This is a genomic window from Leeia aquatica (assembly GCF_012641365.1).
GTDB lineage: Bacteria > Pseudomonadota > Gammaproteobacteria > Burkholderiales > Leeiaceae > Leeia > Leeia aquatica.
Window position 1 is genome coordinate 206,127 of sequence record NZ_JABAIM010000004.1, and the last position, 17,963, is coordinate 224,089.

Here is a 17,963-nt window from a genome sequence, read left to right on the forward strand (position 1 = left end):
AGATTATCCCATATTTCAGCATCCCGCACAGCCTGCAGACACGCAAGGAATCACCTACAATAAGAGCCAAGTACCGGAGCAGGAAGCCATTTTGCCGCAACACCAGTACACCATCACCTTGTTGCAGGTGCTGAGCCATCTGACCCGCATTCGTGATCTCGACATGCTGGAGCTCAGCCTGTCTGCGGTCCTGCAGGAGCAGCTGCAGCCCGAACAGCTGACCTATTGCCGGCTGCTGGAGAGTCCAACGGGCCTGCGCGTGCACACCATGGTGCGGATCGACAAAGGCGATCTGCGCCACTTCCCGCTGGAGGAGCATTCACGGGTGCAGGCTCCGCTGCTGGGCGACAAGAACCACTGGCTGATGGCGAGCCTCGAGCACAATACCCGACTGACCCGACGCGGGGATGGTGGCTTCCAGCTGTTGCTGGCCCTGCATCAGGATCAACAGGCCATCGGGGTGTTTGAGCTGCAGTTATTGCGTTCGCCAGGGCATGACCTGTTACAGGTGGTGGACCGCATGCTGGGGCTGGTGCGCAACCACCTCTCCTTGTTGCGCTATGCCGAGCATGACAGCCTGACCGGGCTGATGAACCGCAAGACCTTTGATGTCCGCTTTCACCGCATGATGCTGATGGGCCACCACACCCCCATGACCATGGGGCCCACCACCATGCAGGAACGTGCTGTTTCGGATGCCTACTGGCTGGGGGTGGTGGATATCGACCACTTCAAGGTGATCAATGACCGTTTTGGTCATCTGTATGGGGACGAGGTGTTGATCCTGCTGGCGGGATTGATGCGGCAAAACTTTCGCTACCACGACCAGATTTTCCGCTTTGGTGGCGAAGAGTTTGTCATCCTGCTCGGTAACATCTCGGCGGAACACGCCCAGCAGACCTTTGAACGCTTGCGCTGGACGGTAGAGCACCACCCTTTCCCGCAGGTGGGCAAGGTCACCGTCAGTATTGGCTATACCCGTATTCCGGTGCCGAGCAGCGCCAGTGATGTGATCGGTCAGGCAGACCGGGCGCTGTACTACGCCAAGCAGCATGGCCGCAACCAGTGCTGCAATTATCTGCAGTTGCTGCAAGATGGCAAGCTGAACCAACCGGATGCCCCGCGAGGCGACATTGAGCTGTTCTGACTTTGCCTGCCGCAGCGGCTGTGCCGCCTGCTGCATTGCCCCCTCCATTTCCTCGCCCATACCTGGCATGCCGAATGGCAAACCGGCCGGTGTACATTGCGTGCAGCTGGATGAGCAATTGCGCTGTCGCCTGTTTGGCCAGCCGGAGCGGCCTGCGGTGTGCAGCGGCCTGCAGCCTAGCCCGGAGATGTGCGGCGATAGCCGCGAGCAAGCCCTGCGCTGGCTGGGTTATCTGGAAGTGGTGACCACACCGCCGACAGATTGAGCAGACCTGTCCGACCAAGCGGCATTACCACCGCAGACGACGGGATCTTGCATCATGAAACAATGGAAGTATTGCTTATTGTGCCTGTTGGCGCTGACAGCCCGCTGGGCCATGGCCAGCGACAGCACCACCCAGCAGGCGGGACAGCAGGTATTTCTGGCCGAGCGCCTGGTCAAAGCCTATGCCCTGCAGCGTTTGAATGTCACCGCCAGCCGCCCGGCAGAGCAACTGCGCACCAGCAGTGAACAGTTTGCCCGTAACCTGCAGACCCTGCAGCAGCAGGCGCCCACCGCAGCGATCCGTGAGCAGTATCAACTGCTGGCGCAACTCTGGACCGATTACAAACCGCAGCTCAATGCACAGGCAGATGTCCGCAAGCTGGCCGCGCTCAATGAAGAGTGGATTTACGTGGCGCAGCAGGCCAACCAGCTGTGGGAAAAGTGGGATGTCAGCCAGGGGCGTAAAGCCGAGCGGCAATTGCAGCAGCAAATCAGCATCCAGTCGCAACGTCTGGCCAAGTTGTACGCGCTGCAGCAATTGGGCGCCAATCAACCGTTTGTGGCCAGCGATCTTGTGACCGCGCACCGGCTGGTGACGGCCAACCTGCGCCAGCTCCGGCAACAATCGGCACAGCAGCCGGATCGGCTGTCGCGTATTCAGCTGGCAGAAACCCAGTGGGCCTTCTTTGAACAGGCGCTGGAGCGGGCGATGAAGCAGGGCAGCAGCCCCGAGCTGTGGCGCGATGTGGCGACCACCAGCGAGCGTATTGTCGAGGTGATGGATAGCCTGTAAGCCAGGTCTACATCCGTAGCGGCAATTGCTGATGCAGAAAATCAATCATGGCGCGGGTTTTGGCCGCCAGGGGCCGTTTCGGATAGCGGGCCACCAGATGCCAGGGCTCGGGCAGGTCATACTCTGACAGGATGACCTGCAAGCGTCCCTTGTCGACCAGCTCCTGGCAAAGATAGGTCCCCAGTCGGGCAATACCTACCCCCTGCTCGGCTAGATGCATCATGGTGACGCCCGAGTCGGTGGCGTGGTGCCGCCCCAGCAGAAAGTCCTCTGCCTTGCCCTCCACGGTAAAGGTCCACAGGTGTTGTTGCTCCGAGCCAGTACGGCTGATACAGGTGTGATTCACCAGTTCTGACGGATGTTGTGGTGTGCCATGCCGTGCCAGATAGTCCGGGCTGGCGACCACATGGCGCAGATACGGGGCGAGCCACTCGGCGGCATAGCGAGCATTGGTTGAGCGCCGCTGGTGCTGGATGCGCAAGGCCAGATCATAGCCTTCCTCCAGCAGGTCCACATTGCGGTCGGTATACAGCATTTCCAGCTCGATGCGCGGGTAGCGGGCACAGAACATCGGCAGCAAGGGGGTCAGTACACTGGGGCCGATCTGGCTGGGGGCGGTCAGCCGCAAGCGCCCCCACGGCACTTCCTGCAATTGCTGGACCGCATCGCGTGCGCCGTCCAGTGCTTCCAGAATGCTGCGGGCGTGACGGTAATACACTTGACCGGCTTCGGTCAGCGTCAGTCGGCGGGTGCTGCGGGTCATCAGTACCGTGCCCAGCTCGGCTTCCAGCTGTTGTATCGCGCGCGACAGGCTGGAGGGCATCAGGTCCAGTGCGCGGGCGGCTGCCGAGAAGCTGCCCAGATCGACCACCTTGCAGTACCACTGCAACAGCTGACGACTTTCCATCATCCCTCCTGACGCTGCAGACCGCTGCGCACACAGCGCAGCAGGCCATAGCTGAATTCACCGTCCAGCGCATCAAAGGCGGGCTTCAGCCGCAGCGCCACATCATCCTGCTGCAAGGCCAGTTCAATGCGGTTGAGGCTGTCGGCATCGAGCCCGGTGGCGGTACCGACATCAATATCCCCGGCCAAGATGCCGGCAGACAGGTGCTGGTAGATGGTGTCCGCGCTCAATTGCCGCTCGCTGGCCACCGCCAGCGCGTGACGCCCCTGCCGCACGGCGGCCACGCTGGTGCGGGCGCTATCGTGATAGGGGACCTCGCTCACTGTGGGCGGGCCGTGCTGGGCATGGTGAGCCTGCAGTACGCTCAGCAGCGCGTCGCCATAGCGGCTGAGCTTGCTGTCGCCAATGCCAAAGGTATCGCGCAGCGCGTCCAGTGTCTGCGGGCGACGGTCGAGCAGATGGCGCAGCGTGGTGTCGCCAAAAATCATATAGGGCGGTATGCCCTGCTCATCGGCCAGCTTGCGGCGCAACTGCCGCAGTTGTTGCCACAGCAGTTCTTCCGCGCTATCGCGGAAACGCCACTCTCCGCTACGTACCCCACGCTGCGCCTTGTTGCCTGCCGGTTCGCGCCGCACGGTCAGCGTGGTTTCACCACGCAATAGCGGGCGGCTGAGCTCGGTCAGCTGCAAGGCACCGAAGCGTTCGGCATCACTTTCCAGATAGCCACCCGCCAGCAGTTGCCGGAACAGCACCCGCCAGCTGGATTCGCCCAGCTCGCTGCCAATGCCGAAGGTGCTCAAGCTGTGGTGGCCAAACTGCTCGACCTTGGGCGTGCGCTTGCCCAGCAGCACGTCGATCACATGCCCGGCGCCGAAGCGCTGCTCACAGCGGAACACACAAGAGAGTGCACGTCGGGCCGCGTCGGTAGCATCCCAGGTTTCCGGTGGCTGCAGGCAGTTGTCGCAATTGCCGCAGGGCGCGGCGTCTTCCCCAAAGTAGGCCAGCAGGTGCTGGCGGCGGCAGCGGCTGCTTTCACACAGACCCAGCAAGGCGTCCAGCTTCTGCCGCTCCAGCCGCTTTTGCGCGGGTGGGGCTTCACCCTGCGCAATCATCTCGTGCTGCATCACCACGTCCTGCATGCCATACAGCAGCAAGGCTTCGGCGGGTTCGCCGTCGCGCCCGGCGCGGCCGGTTTCCTGGTAGTAGCTCTCGATGCTCTTCGGCAGGTCGAGGTGGATCACGTAGCGCACGTCCGGCTTGTCGATGCCCATGCCGAACGCGATGGTCGCCACCATCACCCGGCCTTCCTGCCGCAGGAACTGCTGCTGGTGCTGCTGGCGGATCTGGCTGTCGAGGCCCGCGTGGTAATGCAGCGCCGGGATGCCTTGCTGCCGCAGCCAGGCGGCGGTGTCCTCCACCCGCTTGCGCGACAGGCAATAGATGATGCCGGCGGCGTCCGGATAGGTGCGGATCAATGCCAGCGCCTGCTCGCGAGGGCGGTTTTTCTCGGCAATGCGGTAGCGGATGTTGGGCCGGTCAAAGCTGGTAATGAACTGCCGCGCCTGTTGCAAGCCCAGCCGGTCTATCATTTCCTGTCGGGTGGCGTGGTCTGCGGTGGCGGTCAGCGCGATGCGCGGCACCTGCGGCCAGCGCTCATGCAGAATCGACAGCCCCATGTATTCCGGGCGGAAGTCGTGCCCCCATTGCGATACGCAGTGGGCTTCATCAATGGCGAACAGCGCGAGCGGGGCTTGTTGCAGCAGGTTGAGGAAGCGGTCGGTCAACAGGCGCTCAGGGGCAACATAGAGCAGGTCGAGCTGGCCTTCCAGCAACTGCTGCTCCACCGCCCAGGCATCGCGCGGGTCCAGCGTGGAGTTGAGGCAGGCGGCACGCACGCCCAGCTGGCGCAGGGTATCCACCTGATCCTGCATCAGTGCAATCAGCGGTGACACCACAATGCCACAACCGGGGCGCAGCAGGGCCGGGATCTGGTAGCACAGCGATTTGCCGCCACCGGTCGGCATCAGCACCAGGGCATCGTCACCCGCCAGCAGGCTAGCAATGATGTCGGCCTGCGGCCCACGGAAAGCCGGGTAGCCAAAGGTATGCTGCAGCACATGCAAGGCGTCGTTCATGCCACCCCATCCGGCAGCATGGCCAGCATGCGCTGTGTTGCGCCCTGATGGCGGGCGACAAAGGCCAGCGCCGCCTCACGCATGGCGTGTCGCTGCACGGGTGCTGCCAGCAGCGCCATGGCTTGCTGCAGGGCGTCCGCCACATCGGTCACACGGTGCGCGGCACCGGCATCGACCGCCAACTGGCTGGCTTCGGCAAAGTTGAACATGTGCGGCCCCAGCAGCAAGGGGCAACCGACTGCAGCAGCTTCAATCAGGTTATGCCCGCCATAGGGCAGTAGGCTGCCCCCCATGATGGCGAGGTCAGCACAGCCATACCAGGCATACAGTTCACCCAGGCTGTCCCCCAGCAGGATCTGCACCTCGGCGGGCAGGGGGGCTGCGCCATCCCACTGGCTGCGCCGCTGCAGGAGACCAGCAGGCGCCAGCAAGCGGGCGACTTCGTCAAAGCGTTGCGGGTGGCGTGGCACCACCACCAGCAGGGTGTGGGCAGGCAAGGGTTGTTGCTGCAAGGCGCCAAGCAACAGCGCCTCTTCACCATCACGACTGCTGGCCAGCAGCAGCACCGGTCGCTCACCGATGGCGTGACGGAAGCGTTGGGCCAGCGTGGCGGCCTCAGGGGGCGGTTGCAGGTCGTACTTGAGGTTGCCGCAGACCGTAACCGCTTGCCCGCCCAGCTGTCGCAGCCGTTCGGCATCCGCTTCGCTTTGTGCGGCGATGGCACGGAAGCGGGCAAAGGCGGGCCGGCTGAGTGCCGCAAAACGCTGATAGCCGCGTGCGGAGCGGGCGGATAGTCGGGCGTTGAGCAGGTAAAGCGGTACCCCCGCAGCCTGACTGGCAGCGCACAGGTTCGGCCACACCTCAGTTTCCAGAATCAGGCCGAATGCAGGTCGGAAGTGGCGCAGGAAGCGGCGTATGCCCAGCGGGCCATCGTAGGGCAGGGTGGCAATCAAGGCGTAGTCGCCATAGAGCGCCTGAGCTGATTCGCGTCCGGTAGCAGTCAGATGGGTGATCAGCAGCTGGTGCTGCGGGTAGCGCTGGCGCAATCCGGCTACCAGCGACTGTGCCGCGCGGGTTTCCCCCAGCGACACGGCGTGCAGCCAGATCAGCGGGCGCTGGCGATCTACCGGAATACGGTAGTAGCCCAGCCGCTCTGCCCAGTGCAGGCGATAGCCTGGTTCCTTGCGTCCCCGCCACCACAGGCGCAGCGGTAGCAGGGGTAACAGTAGCCACCAGAACAGGCTGTACAGCGCGCGGGCTATCATGGCGTGATGCGGGCCAGTGCGGCGCTGGCGTGCTGCCACACCTGTGCCACAGTCGGTTGCACCTGTACCCCGCCCAGGTTGGCGACGTACTGGTCGCCCATCACCCCGGCGTGGTTGGGGTCGCTGTCACAGAACAGGGCAATGGTTGGGGTTTCCACCGCGTTGGCGATATGGGTGAAGCCGGTATCGACCCCGACCGCCAGCGTGGCATGCGACAGCATGGCGGTCGCGTCCAGCAGCGTCAGACGCGGGGCCACCTGCGCGTCCGGTATGGCGGCGGCCAGCCGTTCTGAGCGTACCCGTTCCGGTTCGCTGCCCCAGGTAAACAGGCTGCGAATCCCGACGGTGTGTAGCTGCTGGCCGAGTGTGATCCAGTGCGCCTCCGGCCACTCCTTGGCGGCGCGCGCGGTATTGGTCAGCAAGGCGGCAAAGCGGCCTTGAGGCAGCCAGGGCAAGGCATGGTCTACATTGCGAATGCCGTAATGGATGGCGGCCTCCGGGGTGTAACCCAGCGCCAGGCCGGCCAGCTTGCGGTTCTTGGTGATCACATGATCGCCGGTCGGAATGGCAAAGGTGCGGTCGTAAAACGGCAGCGCAAAACGGTCACGAATATTGCTGCGGTCAAACGCGCAGGAGGGGCCGCGGGCCCGACCACACACCCAGGCGCTTTTCAGCAGGCCTTGCGGATCAATGATGGCGTCGTAGCGTACTTGCTGCAGCTGGTCGAGGAAGGCGCGGATCTCCTGCCAGACGGCGCGTGACCACAGCCGCTTGCGCCAGCGCCGGATAGCGATGGGCAGGATGTGACTGACGCCGGGGTGCAGCGCGGGCAGTTCGACGTATTGCTCTTCGGCCACCCAGTCGATACGGGCGTCAGGAAAATGGGCGCGCAGGTCGCTGACCACGGGCAGGGTATGGATCAGGTCGCCCATCGACGACATGCGGACCAGCAGGATGTTCGGCATGCGCGGCATTGTACCGGAAAGGCCGTCGGGCGGCGTGCCGATCGTCCCTCGGCAGACCTGATATACTGCGGCGATCATTGTCCCGGTTCCCGGCCATGCGCCAACCCTTGTCCGCCGTCCTCATCACCCTCAATGAAGCCTCTCAGCTCCCGGCCACGCTGGCGGCGCTGCAGTTTTGCGACGAAATCGTGGTGGTGGACTCCGGCAGTAGCGACGATACCGTGGCGCAGGCCGAAGCCGCAGGCGCGCGGGTGATCCACCAGCCCTGGCTGGGGTTTGCCGCGCAGAAGCAGTTTGCAACTGAGCAGGCCAGCCATGACTGGGTGCTCAGCATTGATGCCGACGAGCGGGTGAGCGATACCTTGCGTGCCAGCATTGAGCAGGTGCTGCAGCAGCCGCAGCACGCCGCCTACCTGATGCCACGCTGCAACCGCTTCATGGGGCGCTGGCTGCGACATGGTGAAGGCTATCCGGACCGCATTCCGCGGCTGTTCCACCGCCAGCAGGCGCGCTGGAGCCAGGATCCGGTACACGAACATGTGGTGACCGCGGGCAGCATGGGCTTGCTCAAGGGCGATTTGCTGCACGAGTCGGCCGATGACCTCCACAGTTATCTGGCCAAGCAGAATCGCTATACCAGCCTGCAGGCCGAGCGGCTGGCGGCGCGAGGCAAGCGGGTGAGTGGCCTCAAGCTGTGGCTGAGCCCGCTGCTGCGATTCTTCAAGATGTATGTGCTGCGGCTGGGCATGCTGGATGGGGTGCCGGGTCTGGTCCACATCAGCATTGGCTGCTTCAACAGCTTCATCAAGTACGCCAAGGCGCGCGAGCTGCTGCGGCGACAACAGGAAAAACGACCATGAAGGTATTGGTGACCGGCGCTGCCGGGTTTATCGGCATGCACCTCAGCCAGCAGCTGCTGGCACGCGGGGACGAGGTGGTCGGCATCGACAATCTCAATGATTACTACGATGTCCGCCTCAAGCACGCCCGTCTGGCCCGCTTGCAGGCTTTGCCCGGTTTCCGTTTCCAGCAAATGGACCTGGCCGATGGCGCGCGCCTGCTGTTGCTGTTTGCGCAGGAACGCTTTGATGCGGTGGTGAATCTGGCGGCTCAAGCCGGGGTGCGCTATTCGTTGACCAACCCTGGCGCCTATGTGTCCAGCAACCTGGCGGGCTTCGTCAATATTCTGGAAGGTTGCCGTCATTACCCGGTCAAGCATCTGGTTTACGCCAGCTCAAGCAGTGTCTATGGTGCCAACAGCAAGTTGCCGTTCAGTGAGTCAGACGCCATTGACCATCCGGTGAGCCTGTACGCGGCCAGCAAAAAATCCAACGAACTGATGGCGCACAGTTACAGCCACCTGTTTGGCATCCCGACTACCGGCCTGCGGTTTTTCACCGTCTACGGACCGTGGGGACGCCCGGACATGGCGGCCTGGCTGTTTACCGACCGCATGCTGCGCGGTGAAACCATCCAGGTGTTCAACCATGGCCAGCTACGGCGCGATTTCACCTATATCGACGATATTGTCGAAGGCGTGGTGCGCCTGCTGGACCATCCCGCTGCGCCGGACCCGGCTTTTGACCGCATGGCCCCCAATCCGGACACCAGCTTTGCACCGTACCGGGTGTTCAATATCGGCAACCACCAGCCGGTGCCGCTGCTGACCTTTATCGAAACGCTGGAACAGGTGCTGGGCGTGACCGCCAACAAGGAAATGCTGCCGATGCAGGCGGGTGACGTGGAAGCCACCTATGCTGACACCGATCGCCTGCGCGCCTTGACCGGATTTGCACCTGCGACACCACTGGCGACAGGCTTGCAACGCTTCGCTGACTGGTACCGCGATTACCACCAGCTGTAAGGCCTCGCAGTAAATCCTTGAAAAACAACAACAGACTTGCCCGGCGGGTTTGACGCTGTAACAAACCTGCCGGTATAATCCAGCGGCTTTTAGGGTGCAGGGTTTTCGCATGTTGGCTGCCAGGGCCGGTAAGGTCATCTTGTTGCAACTCGGTCTGGGTATGCTGGTTTGCGTGATTGCCGCGATCGCGGGTGGGCTGGTACAGGCGGTTTCCGCCATGATCGGCACCGGCATCGCGGTGACAGGCAGTGTGCTGTATGCGCGTATTGCCTATGCGGTCGAGTTTGCTGCACCCCCCGTACTGATGCGCGCGCATTTTCGTGCACAGGCGGTCAAGTTTCTCACCACGGTGGTGCTGTTTGCCGGGGTGTTCATGGGATTGAAGGGTATCAACGCCGTGTGGCTATTGGCCGCCTTCGTTGCTGCTTCCGCTGCCTACTGGGTGGCGCTGGTATTGATCAAAAAATAACGGGTAAGTTCAAACATGTCTGAAGCACATAGCGCTCCCGCCAACGCAACCGAGTACATCAAGCACCACTTGACCTTCCTGACGCCGGATGAGGTTGGTCATACCGGTTTCCACCTGGATACCTTCTGGATTGCCCTGGTGCTGGGTCTGCTGTTCGTTGGCATCTTTGCCTTGGTGGCACGTCGCGCCAGCGTGGACAAGCCGGGTCGTCTGCAATGTCTGGTTGAAATCATCATCGAGATGGTCGATACCCAGATCAAGGACGCCTTCCACGGCAAGAGCAAGGTGATTGCGCCCTTGTCGCTTACCATCTTCTGCTGGGTGTTCCTGATGAACGCCATGGACTTCTTGCCGGTGGATCTGCTGCCGTGGATTGCTTCCCACGTGTTTGGCATTCACTACCTGCGCGTGGTGCCGACGGCAGACGTGAACCAGACCTTCGCCATGTCGCTGTCGGTGATGTTCCTGATCATGGGCTTCTCCATCGGTGCCAAGGGCCTGGGCGGTTACACCAAGGAGCTGTTTACCGCACCGTTCCATGCCAGTGGCCCGATCGGTACCCTTATTCTGGCGCCGGTGAACTTCGCCTTCCAGCTGCTGGAGCTGCTGGCCAAGCCGATTTCGCTGGCCCTGCGTTTGTTCGGCAACATGTATGCCGGCGAGCTGATCTTCATTCTGATTGCCCTGCTGCCTTGGGGCGCGCAGTGGCTGTTGGGTGGTCCGTGGGCGATCTTCCACATTCTGGTGGTGACCCTGCAGGCATTTGTGTTCATGATGTTGACCATCGTTTACCTCAGCCTTGCTGTGGAAGACCACTGATCAGCACCGAACCGTTTTCAACTTGGTAGTCAAACTCGTTTTTTAACTCAGGAGTACGTCAATGCAAGCACTGGTCGCTCAACTGCAGGGTTACACCGTCCTGGCAGCCGCTTTCATCATCGGTCTGGCCGCTATCGGTACCGCTATCGGCTTCGCCCTGCTGGGTGGTAAGTTCCTGGAAGCTTCGGCTCGTCAGCCGGAAATGATCCCGGTTCTGCAAACCAAGCTGTTCATTATCGCTGGTCTGCTGGATGCGATTTCGATGATTGGTGTGGGTGTTGCCATGCTGTACACCTTCAACAACCCGTTCATCGCCGCCATCAAGGCCGCTGCCCAATAATCTCGGGTCCATCCAGTCAACCTGAGAGGAAAACAACATGGACATCAATGCCTCGTTAATCGGGCAAATGATCACCTTTGCAATTCTGGTGCTCTTTACCATGAAGTTTGTTTGGCCTCCGCTGACCCAGATGATGGACGAGCGCGCCCGCCGCATTTCTGAAGGTCTGGCTGCCGCTGAAAAGGGCAAGCACGACTACGAAAATGCCGAGAAGCGTGCAGCAGAAAAGCTGCGCGAATCGAAGGGGCAGGCCGCCGAGATCATTGCGCTGGCGGAAAAGCGCGCCGCGCAGATCGTTGATGAAGCCAAGAATGCCGCCAAGGCTGAGGGCGAGCGTCAACTCGCTGCGGCACAGGCGGAAGTCGAGCAACTGATGGCCCGCGCCAAGGAAGAACTGCGTCAGCAGGTGTCCGATCTGGCGGTGGCAGGTGCAGAAAAGATCCTGCGTCGCGAAATCGACGCCAAGGCTCACGCTGACCTGCTCGATACCATCAAAGCGGAATTGTAAAACTCATGGCAGAAATCGTTACCGTTGCGCGGCCCTATGCAGAAGCAGCGTTCAAGCTCGCCAAAGAGCTGAACCAGCTGGATGCATGGTCAGACGCACTGCGTTTGTTGGTAACGGTGGTTGAGCACGAAGAGGTTGCCCGCGTCATTGACAACCCCAACGTGTCAGCACCGCAAATCGAATCTCTGCTGCAGGGCATCGTTGGCGAGCAGGTGTCGGTGGAAGTGAAAAACTTCATCAGCATCCTGGTCAGCAACAAGCGCCTGAACCTGCTGCCGGAAGTGGCGCGCCAATATGCGCAACTGAAGCTGGACGCCGAAAATGGCGTCGATGCAGCCGTGGTTTCGGCCTTTCCCTTGTCCGATGCCCAGCTGAATGAGCTCAGCGCCCAACTGGTGAAACGATTTGGTCGCCAGATTCGCGCACAGGTGACGGTGGATCCCGAATTGCTGGGTGGTGTGAAAATCACCGTCGGCGATCAGGTGATCGACGCTTCCGTACGCGGCAAGCTGCAGGCGATGGCCTATGGGCTCAAAAGTTAGGAGTGAACATGCAGTTGAATCCATCTGAAATCAGCGAGCTGATCAAGAACAAGATCCAGAACCTGTCTTCGGGCTCGGAGTCGCGTACGCAAGGCACGGTAGTGTCGGTGACCGACGGTATCGTTCGCATTCACGGCCTGTCGGACGTGATGCAGGGCGAAATGCTGGAATTCCCGAACAACACCTTCGGCCTGGCACTGAACCTGGAGCGTGACTCCGTGGGTGCCGTGGTGATGGGCGAATACGAGCACATCACCGAAGGCGACGAAGTGAAGTGCACCGGTCGCATTCTGGAAGTACCAGTCGGTCCGGAACTGGTCGGTCGCGTGGTGAACGCGCTGGGTCAGCCGATCGACGGCAAAGGCCCGATCAATGCCCGCGCATCCAGCCCGATCGAAAAGATCGCCCCGGGCGTGATTGCCCGTCAATCGGTGTCGCAGCCGATGCAAAGCGGTATCAAGGCGATTGACGCCATGGTGCCGGTGGGTCGTGGCCAGCGTGAGCTGATCATTGGTGACCGTCAGACCGGCAAGACCGCCGTGGCTGTCGACGCCATCATCAACCAGAAGGGCACCGGCGTTATCTGCATCTACGTGGCCATCGGTCAGAAGGCATCGTCGATCGCCAACGTGGTGCGCAAGCTCGAAGAGCACGGCGCGCTGGGCCACACCATCGTGGTGGCGGCGACCTCGTCCGAATCCCCGGCCATGCAGTTCATCGCACCGTATGCCGGCTGCTCGATGGGCGAATACTTCCGTGACCGTGGCGAAGACGCGCTGATCGTGTATGACGATCTGTCCAAGCAGGCTGTGGCTTATCGCCAGATCTCCCTGCTGCTGCGCCGTCCGCCGGGCCGTGAAGCCTATCCGGGTGACGTGTTCTACATCCACTCCCGTCTGCTGGAACGCGCATCCCGCGTGAACGCGGACTACGTGGAAAAGCTGACCAATGGTGAAGTGAAGGGCAAGACCGGTTCGCTGACCGCGCTGCCGATCATTGAAACCCAGGCGGGTGACGTGTCTGCCTTCGTGCCGACCAACGTGATCTCGATTACTGACGGTCAGATCTTTCTGGAAACCGACCTGTTCAACTCGGGTATCCGTCCGGCCATCAACGCCGGTATCTCGGTGTCCCGCGTGGGTGGTGCTGCTCAGACCAAGGCCATCAAGAAACTGTCCGGCGGTATCCGTACCGACTTGGCGCAGTATCGTGAACTGGCTGCGTTCGCGCAGTTCGCTTCCGATCTGGACGATGCTACCCGCAAGCAGCTGGAGCGTGGTCGCCGTGTGACCGAGCTGATGAAGCAAGGTCAGTACGCCCCGATGAAGGTGTCGGAAATGACCCTGACCCTGTTTGGCGTCAACAAGGGCTACTACGACGACGTGCCGGTGGAGAAGTGTCTGGCATTTGAAGCTGCGTTCCTGTCCTACGTGAAGGCCAACCACGCGCAGTTGCTGGCCGACATTGACAGCAGCAGCGAACTGTCGGGCGACAACGAGAAGGTATTGGCCTCGGCGCTGGCTGAGTTCAAGAAGAACTCGACCTACTAAGCGGTCGCACGAACAGGAGCTGTCATGGCTGGCGGAAAAGAGATTCGCAACAAGATCAAGAGCGTGCAAAACACGCAAAAGATCACGCGTGCGATGGAAATGGTTGCCGCATCCAAAATGCGCCGTGCGCAAGACCGGATGCGGGCTGCCCGCCCGTACGGTGAAAAGATCCGTGTTGTCGCCGGTAACCTGTCACAGGCCACCAAGGACTGGACCCACCCCTTCCTCATCGCACGCGCTGCTGTCAAGCGCGTCGGTGTGATCGTGGTGACCTCCGACAAGGGCCTGTGTGGCGGTTTGAACACCAACGTGCTGCGTCAGCTGTTGCAGCGCATGAAAGGCTGGCAGGCTGCCGGCGTCGAGGTCGATGTGTGCGCCATTGGCGGCAAGGGCTTCGGTTTCATGCAGCGTATGGGTGCTTCGGTCGTCTCGCATGTGACACACCTGGGTGACACGCCACACCTGGACCAGATGATCGGTCCGGTGAAGGTGATGCTGGATGCATTCACTGACGGCAAGATCGACGAACTGCACATTGTCTACACCCGCTTCATCAACACCATGCGGCAAGAGCCGGTGGTGGAGCAGCTGCTGCCGGTCAAGGCCGAGCAGTTGCAGGAAGGGTCTTCCCACGCTTGGGAATACCTGTATGAGCCGGATGCACAGACCGTGATCAGTGAATTGCTGACCCGTTACATCGAAGCATTGGTGTACCAGGCGGTGGCCGAGAACATGGCCTCCGAGCAAAGTGCGCGGATGGTGGCGATGAAAGCCGCATCCGACAACGCAGGCAATGTGATCGACGAGCTGAAGCTGGTCTACAACAAGACCCGTCAAGCTGCGATTACCAAGGAACTGTCGGAAATTGTCGCGGGGGCAGCAGCGGTCTGAGCCTGAAGGCGGACCGCTTCGCAAAGGTTTTAACTGGATTTGGGAACCAAAATGAGCAAAGGCAAAATTGTTCAGATCATTGGTGCCGTGGTCGACGTGGAATTCCCGCGCGACGGCATGCCCAAGGTATACGACGCACTGAAGATGACCGACCCGGAGCTGACGCTGGAAGTTCAGCAACAGCTGGGTGACGGCGTGGTGCGTTCGATTGCCATGGGTTCTACCGATGGTCTGCGTCGTGGGATGGAAGTGACCAACACCGCAGCCGGCATTTCCGTGCCGGTCGGCAAGGCCACGCTGGGCCGCATCATGGACGTGCTGGGCAACCCGGTGGATGAAGCCGGTGACATCGTTTCCACCGACAAGTGGGCGATTCACCGCAAGGCCCCGAAGTTTGACGAGCTGTCCTCCTCCACCGAGCTGCTGGAAACCGGCATCAAGGTGATTGACTTGCTGTGTCCGTTCGCCAAGGGCGGTAAAGTGGGTCTGTTCGGTGGCGCCGGTGTGGGCAAGACCGTGAACATGATGGAACTCATCAACAACATCGCCAAGGCACACAGCGGTCTGTCCGTGTTTGCCGGTGTGGGTGAGCGTACCCGTGAAGGGAACGACTTCTATCATGAAATGAAGGACTCCAACGTGCTCGACAAAGTGGCCATGGTGTACGGCCAGATGAACGAGCCGCCGGGCAACCGTCTGCGCGTGGCGCTGACCGGTCTGACCATGGCTGAGTACTTCCGTGACGAAGTGCGTGAAGACGGTGGCAAGGGCCGTGACGTGTTGTTCTTCGTGGACAACATCTACCGTTACACCCTGGCCGGTACCGAAGTGTCCGCCCTGCTGGGCCGGATGCCTTCCGCTGTGGGTTACCAGCCGACGCTGGCCGAAGAAATGGGCCGTCTGCAAGAGCGGATCACCTCCACCCGTACCGGCTCGATCACCTCGATCCAGGCCGTGTACGTGCCGGCGGATGACTTGACTGACCCGTCTCCGGCAACCACCTTCGCCCACTTGGACGCAACCGTGGTGCTGTCGCGTGATATCGCTGCGCTGGGTATCTACCCTGCAGTGGACCCGCTGGACTCTACTTCCCGTCAGCTGGATCCGCTGGTGGTGGGTGAAGAGCACTACACCGTGGCCCGTGGCGTGCAGCAAACCCTGCAGCGCTACAAGGAACTGCGCGACATTATCGCGATTCTGGGTATGGACGAACTGTCACCGGAAGACAAGCTGGTGGTGCAGCGCGCTCGTAAGATCCAGCGTTTCCTGTCGCAGCCGTTCCATGTGGCTGAAGTGTTTACCGGTAGCCCGGGCAAATACGTGCCGCTGAAGGAAACCATCTCCGGCTTCAAGGCCATTCTGAATGGTGAATACGACCACCTGCCCGAGCAGGCGTTCTACATGGTCGGCACCATTGACGAAGCGGTCGAGAAGGCGAAGAGCCTGCAATAAGCTGGGTGGACGATATGGCCATGACGATGCATGTAGATGTGGTAAGCGCTGAAGAGAGCATTTTCTCCGGTACTGCTGAATTTCTGGTGGCACCGGCAGAAAGGGGCGAGATTGGCGTTTATCCCCGCCATGCGCCGTTGTTGACGCGTCTGAAGCCGGGTCTGATCAAGATCAAGCTGCAGCATGCTGAAGACGAAAAGTTTGTGTTCGTCTCCGGCGGTCTGCTGGAAATCCAGCCCCATGTGGTGACCATCCTTGCGGATACGGCACTGCGCGGGGATGACCTCGACGAAGCCCGCGCGCTGGAAGCCAAGCGCCGGGCCGAAGAGGCCCTCTCCAGCAACAATGCGGCACTGGATCTGGCCAAGGCCCAGGTGGAACTCGCGCAGGCGGTAGCCGAACTGGCCGCCATCAACAAGCTGCGCAAGCGGTCGCACTAAGGCAGTAGAATCGGGAAAAAGGCAGCCTGCGGGCTGCCTTTTTTCTTGCCGTCACCGGTTTGTCATCTCCGGCTGGCGGTAGAATAGGCGCAGGACACAACAAGCAGGACAGACATGAGCATTACAGTCGTGATTCTGGCGGGCGGCAAAGGCACCCGCATGTACTCCAGTAAACCCAAGGTGTTGCACCCGATTGCTGGCAAGCCCATGCTCGCGCATGTGGTGGAACGCGCCCGTGCGGTGGCGGATGGCAAACTGGTGGTGGTGGTCGGACACGCTGCCGAGCACGTGCGCGCCGCCATGGGTGAATTGCCGGTCAGCTGGGTGGAGCAGGTGCCACAGCTGGGTACAGGGCATGCCATGCAATGTGCGGCGCATGAACTCCCCCAAGAGGGGCACTCCCTGGTGCTGTATGGCGATGTGCCGCTGCTGTCCGACGCCACGCTGCGTGCCATGCTGGCGCTGGCACAGGGCGATGATCTGGTGCTGCTGACCCAGCACCTTACCGACCCGAGTGGTTATGGTCGTATTCGCCGCGATGCCAGCGGAGCCGTGCAGGCCATCGTGGAACAGAAGGATGCCAGTGCGGCCGAGCGGGCGATTACCGAAATCAATACCGGCATCCTGCTGCTGCCCAACGTGCACTTGCATCGCTGGCTGAAAGCGCTGCGCAACGACAATGCCCAGGGTGAGTACTACCTGACCGACTTGATCGGCTTTGCCGTGCGTGACCAGGTGGCGGTACGCACCCTGCACCCCGGCTGCGAGTGGGAAACGCTGGGTGTGAACAATCAGCTACAGCGTGCCGAGCTGGAGCGCCATTACCAGCAGCAGCAAGCGGTGCAGTTGATGACACAAGGTGTCACCCTACTGGACCCGGCGCGTATCGACGTGCGGGGTGAGCTGCAATGTGGCAAGGATGTGCAGATCGACGTGAACTGCCTGTTCATTGGCAAGGTGATACTGGGAGACAACGTCAGCATTGGTGCGCATTGCGTACTGCAGGACTGCGAGATTGCAGCCGGTAGCCAGATTGCGCCGTTTTCTCATCTCGACGGCGCGCAAGTCGGCGAGGGTGCGCGGATCGGCCCGTATGCCCGGCTGCGCCCCGGTGCCGTGTTGGCGGCGCAGGTCCACGTCGGCAATTTCGTCGAGATCAAGAAGTCAGAGGTGGGGGTCGGCAGCAAGGTCAACCACCTCACCTATATCGGCGACAGCAGCATCGGCAGTGGCGTGAATGTGGGCGCAGGCACCGTGACCTGCAACTACGATGGCGTCAACAAATCCCGCACGGTGATCGGTGATGGTGCCTTCATTGGCTCCGGCAGCATGCTGGTGGCGCCGCTGACCATTGGCGCCGGTGCTACCATCGGTGCCGGTTCTACCCTGAGCAAGGATGCCCCGGCGGATCAGCTCACCGTCGCCCGCGCCAAAGCAGTGACCATCCCCGGCTGGACCCGGCCACAGAAGAAGTCAGGCTAGGCGGCGCCAGCCTATCCGGCCTTGATTACGCCCGAACAGCCAAGCTGTTCGGGCGTTTTGCTTTCTGTGCCCCCCCTGCTTGCCAAAGTCGGGCAGTGACTGCTATGATCATAAAACTTTCGAAGCGAAA

19 protein-coding genes are annotated in these 17,963 nt (G+C 61.3%); 15 read left to right on the top strand and 4 right to left on the bottom strand.

Going from position 1 to position 17,963, the window contains the following annotated elements:
* The first annotated feature begins 91 nt into the window (after window positions 1-91).
* The 3 genes from HF682_RS15850 to HF682_RS15860 are packed head-to-tail and all read left to right on the top strand — an operon-like array spanning window position 92 to window position 2,204.
* Window positions 92-1,147 (top strand): GGDEF domain-containing protein, encoded by a 1,056-nt coding sequence (locus HF682_RS15850; protein WP_168878306.1) that lies wholly within the window; start codon window positions 92-94, stop codon window positions 1,145-1,147.
* Window positions 1,134-1,412, top strand: a complete 279-nt coding sequence (locus HF682_RS15855) for a YkgJ family cysteine cluster protein (protein WP_240947311.1) — start codon at window positions 1,134-1,136, stop codon at window positions 1,410-1,412. Before HF682_RS15850 ends, HF682_RS15855 begins: the two co-directional genes overlap by 14 nt.
* Window positions 1,413-1,466: 54 nt before the next feature.
* Window positions 1,467-2,204 carry a hypothetical protein gene (locus HF682_RS15860; protein WP_168878308.1) on the top strand — a complete coding sequence of 246 codons (738 nt, stop codon included), beginning with the start codon at window positions 1,467-1,469 and terminating at the stop codon, window positions 2,202-2,204.
* Window positions 2,205-2,211: 7 nt separating this feature from the next.
* Here the strand turns inward: HF682_RS15860 and HF682_RS15865 are convergent, their stop codons facing one another.
* Genes HF682_RS15865 through waaC form a run of 4 tightly spaced genes read right to left on the bottom strand, consistent with a single transcriptional unit; the run spans window position 2,212 to window position 7,554 of the window.
* A complete protein-coding gene (locus HF682_RS15865; RefSeq protein WP_168878309.1) occupies window positions 2,212-3,111 on the bottom strand; it encodes a LysR family transcriptional regulator in 900 nt (299 codons plus the stop codon).
* Window positions 3,111-5,246: a DNA helicase RecQ gene (recQ, locus tag HF682_RS15870; RefSeq protein ID WP_168878310.1), complete on the bottom strand. Its 2,136-nt coding sequence runs from the start codon at window positions 5,244-5,246 to the stop codon at window positions 3,111-3,113. The genes HF682_RS15865 and recQ overlap by 1 nt, the downstream gene beginning before the upstream one ends.
* Window positions 5,243-6,511 carry a lipid IV(A) 3-deoxy-D-manno-octulosonic acid transferase gene (waaA, locus tag HF682_RS15875; RefSeq protein WP_168878311.1) on the bottom strand — a complete coding sequence of 423 codons (1,269 nt, stop codon included), beginning with the start codon at window positions 6,509-6,511 and terminating at the stop codon, window positions 5,243-5,245. The genes recQ and waaA overlap by 4 nt, the downstream gene beginning before the upstream one ends.
* Window positions 6,508-7,554: a lipopolysaccharide heptosyltransferase I gene (gene waaC / locus HF682_RS15880; RefSeq protein WP_168878312.1), complete on the bottom strand. Its 1,047-nt coding sequence runs from the start codon at window positions 7,552-7,554 to the stop codon at window positions 6,508-6,510. The genes waaA and waaC overlap by 4 nt, the downstream gene beginning before the upstream one ends.
* Before the next feature lie 17 nt (window positions 7,555-7,571).
* Between waaC and HF682_RS15885 the strand changes: the two genes are divergently transcribed.
* From HF682_RS15885 to glmU, 12 genes are all read left to right on the top strand, one after another.
* Window positions 7,572-8,336 carry a glycosyltransferase family 2 protein gene (locus tag HF682_RS15885; protein ID WP_168878313.1) on the top strand — a complete coding sequence of 255 codons (765 nt, stop codon included), beginning with the start codon at window positions 7,572-7,574 and terminating at the stop codon, window positions 8,334-8,336.
* Window positions 8,333-9,340 carry an NAD-dependent epimerase gene (locus HF682_RS15890; RefSeq protein ID WP_168878314.1) on the top strand — a complete coding sequence of 336 codons (1,008 nt, stop codon included), beginning with the start codon at window positions 8,333-8,335 and terminating at the stop codon, window positions 9,338-9,340. Before HF682_RS15885 ends, HF682_RS15890 begins: the two co-directional genes overlap by 4 nt.
* 109 nt (window positions 9,341-9,449) lie before the next feature.
* Window positions 9,450-9,809 carry an ATP synthase subunit I gene (locus HF682_RS15895; RefSeq protein WP_168878315.1) on the top strand — a complete coding sequence of 120 codons (360 nt, stop codon included), beginning with the start codon at window positions 9,450-9,452 and terminating at the stop codon, window positions 9,807-9,809.
* A gap of 15 nt (window positions 9,810-9,824) precedes the next feature.
* A complete protein-coding gene (atpB, locus tag HF682_RS15900) occupies window positions 9,825-10,628 on the top strand; it encodes a F0F1 ATP synthase subunit A (protein WP_168878316.1) in 804 nt (267 codons plus the stop codon).
* A 61-nt stretch (window positions 10,629-10,689) separates the two neighbouring features.
* The gene (gene atpE, locus HF682_RS15905; protein ID WP_168878317.1) at window positions 10,690-10,968 is read left to right on the top strand and encodes a F0F1 ATP synthase subunit C; all 279 of its coding nucleotides are present in this window, start codon (window positions 10,690-10,692) and stop codon (window positions 10,966-10,968) included.
* A gap of 37 nt (window positions 10,969-11,005) precedes the next feature.
* Window positions 11,006-11,476: a F0F1 ATP synthase subunit B gene (locus tag HF682_RS15910; RefSeq protein ID WP_168878318.1), complete on the top strand. Its 471-nt coding sequence runs from the start codon at window positions 11,006-11,008 to the stop codon at window positions 11,474-11,476.
* A gap of 5 nt (window positions 11,477-11,481) precedes the next feature.
* Complete coding sequence (locus HF682_RS15915) at window positions 11,482-12,018, top strand: F0F1 ATP synthase subunit delta (RefSeq protein ID WP_168878319.1); 537 nt, start codon at window positions 11,482-11,484, stop codon at window positions 12,016-12,018.
* An 8-nt stretch (window positions 12,019-12,026) separates the two neighbouring features.
* Window positions 12,027-13,568 carry a F0F1 ATP synthase subunit alpha gene (atpA, locus tag HF682_RS15920; RefSeq protein WP_168878320.1) on the top strand — a complete coding sequence of 514 codons (1,542 nt, stop codon included), beginning with the start codon at window positions 12,027-12,029 and terminating at the stop codon, window positions 13,566-13,568.
* A 24-nt stretch (window positions 13,569-13,592) separates the two neighbouring features.
* Window positions 13,593-14,459, top strand: coding sequence for a F0F1 ATP synthase subunit gamma (atpG, locus tag HF682_RS15925; protein WP_168878321.1), 867 nt, complete (start codon window positions 13,593-13,595; stop codon window positions 14,457-14,459).
* 51 nt (window positions 14,460-14,510) lie between these two features.
* On the top strand, window positions 14,511-15,911 hold the full coding sequence (atpD, locus tag HF682_RS15930; protein ID WP_168878322.1) for a F0F1 ATP synthase subunit beta: 1,401 nt from the start codon (window positions 14,511-14,513) through the stop codon (window positions 15,909-15,911).
* 20 nt (window positions 15,912-15,931) lie between these two features.
* On the top strand, window positions 15,932-16,351 hold the full coding sequence (locus tag HF682_RS15935) for a F0F1 ATP synthase subunit epsilon (protein WP_308418751.1): 420 nt from the start codon (window positions 15,932-15,934) through the stop codon (window positions 16,349-16,351).
* A 114-nt stretch (window positions 16,352-16,465) separates the two neighbouring features.
* Window positions 16,466-17,833, top strand: coding sequence for a bifunctional UDP-N-acetylglucosamine diphosphorylase/glucosamine-1-phosphate N-acetyltransferase GlmU (gene glmU / locus HF682_RS15940; protein ID WP_168878324.1), 1,368 nt, complete (start codon window positions 16,466-16,468; stop codon window positions 17,831-17,833).
* The last annotated feature ends 130 nt before the right edge of the window (window positions 17,834-17,963 follow it).

Coding starts and splice junctions, on each gene's coding strand:
- HF682_RS15860 (WP_168878308.1), top strand. CDS start 1,467: ATGAAACAATGGAAGTATTGCTTATTGTGCCTGTTGGCGCTGACAGCC.
- HF682_RS15865 (WP_168878309.1), bottom strand. CDS start 3,111: ATGGAAAGTCGTCAGCTGTTGCAGTGGTACTGCAAGGTGGTCGATCTG.
- recQ (WP_168878310.1), bottom strand. CDS start 5,246: ATGAACGACGCCTTGCATGTGCTGCAGCATACCTTTGGCTACCCGGCT.
- waaA (WP_168878311.1), bottom strand. CDS start 6,511: ATGATAGCCCGCGCGCTGTACAGCCTGTTCTGGTGGCTACTGTTACCC.
- waaC (WP_168878312.1), bottom strand. CDS start 7,554: ATGATCGCCGCAGTATATCAGGTCTGCCGAGGGACGATCGGCACGCCG.
- HF682_RS15885 (WP_168878313.1), top strand. CDS start 7,572: ATGCGCCAACCCTTGTCCGCCGTCCTCATCACCCTCAATGAAGCCTCT.
- HF682_RS15890 (WP_168878314.1), top strand. CDS start 8,333: ATGAAGGTATTGGTGACCGGCGCTGCCGGGTTTATCGGCATGCACCTC.
- HF682_RS15895 (WP_168878315.1), top strand. CDS start 9,450: ATGTTGGCTGCCAGGGCCGGTAAGGTCATCTTGTTGCAACTCGGTCTG.
- atpB (WP_168878316.1), top strand. CDS start 9,825: ATGTCTGAAGCACATAGCGCTCCCGCCAACGCAACCGAGTACATCAAG.
- atpE (WP_168878317.1), top strand. CDS start 10,690: ATGCAAGCACTGGTCGCTCAACTGCAGGGTTACACCGTCCTGGCAGCC.
- HF682_RS15910 (WP_168878318.1), top strand. CDS start 11,006: ATGGACATCAATGCCTCGTTAATCGGGCAAATGATCACCTTTGCAATT.
- HF682_RS15915 (WP_168878319.1), top strand. CDS start 11,482: ATGGCAGAAATCGTTACCGTTGCGCGGCCCTATGCAGAAGCAGCGTTC.
- atpA (WP_168878320.1), top strand. CDS start 12,027: ATGCAGTTGAATCCATCTGAAATCAGCGAGCTGATCAAGAACAAGATC.
- atpG (WP_168878321.1), top strand. CDS start 13,593: ATGGCTGGCGGAAAAGAGATTCGCAACAAGATCAAGAGCGTGCAAAAC.
- atpD (WP_168878322.1), top strand. CDS start 14,511: ATGAGCAAAGGCAAAATTGTTCAGATCATTGGTGCCGTGGTCGACGTG.
- HF682_RS15935 (WP_308418751.1), top strand. CDS start 15,932: ATGACGATGCATGTAGATGTGGTAAGCGCTGAAGAGAGCATTTTCTCC.
- glmU (WP_168878324.1), top strand. CDS start 16,466: ATGAGCATTACAGTCGTGATTCTGGCGGGCGGCAAAGGCACCCGCATG.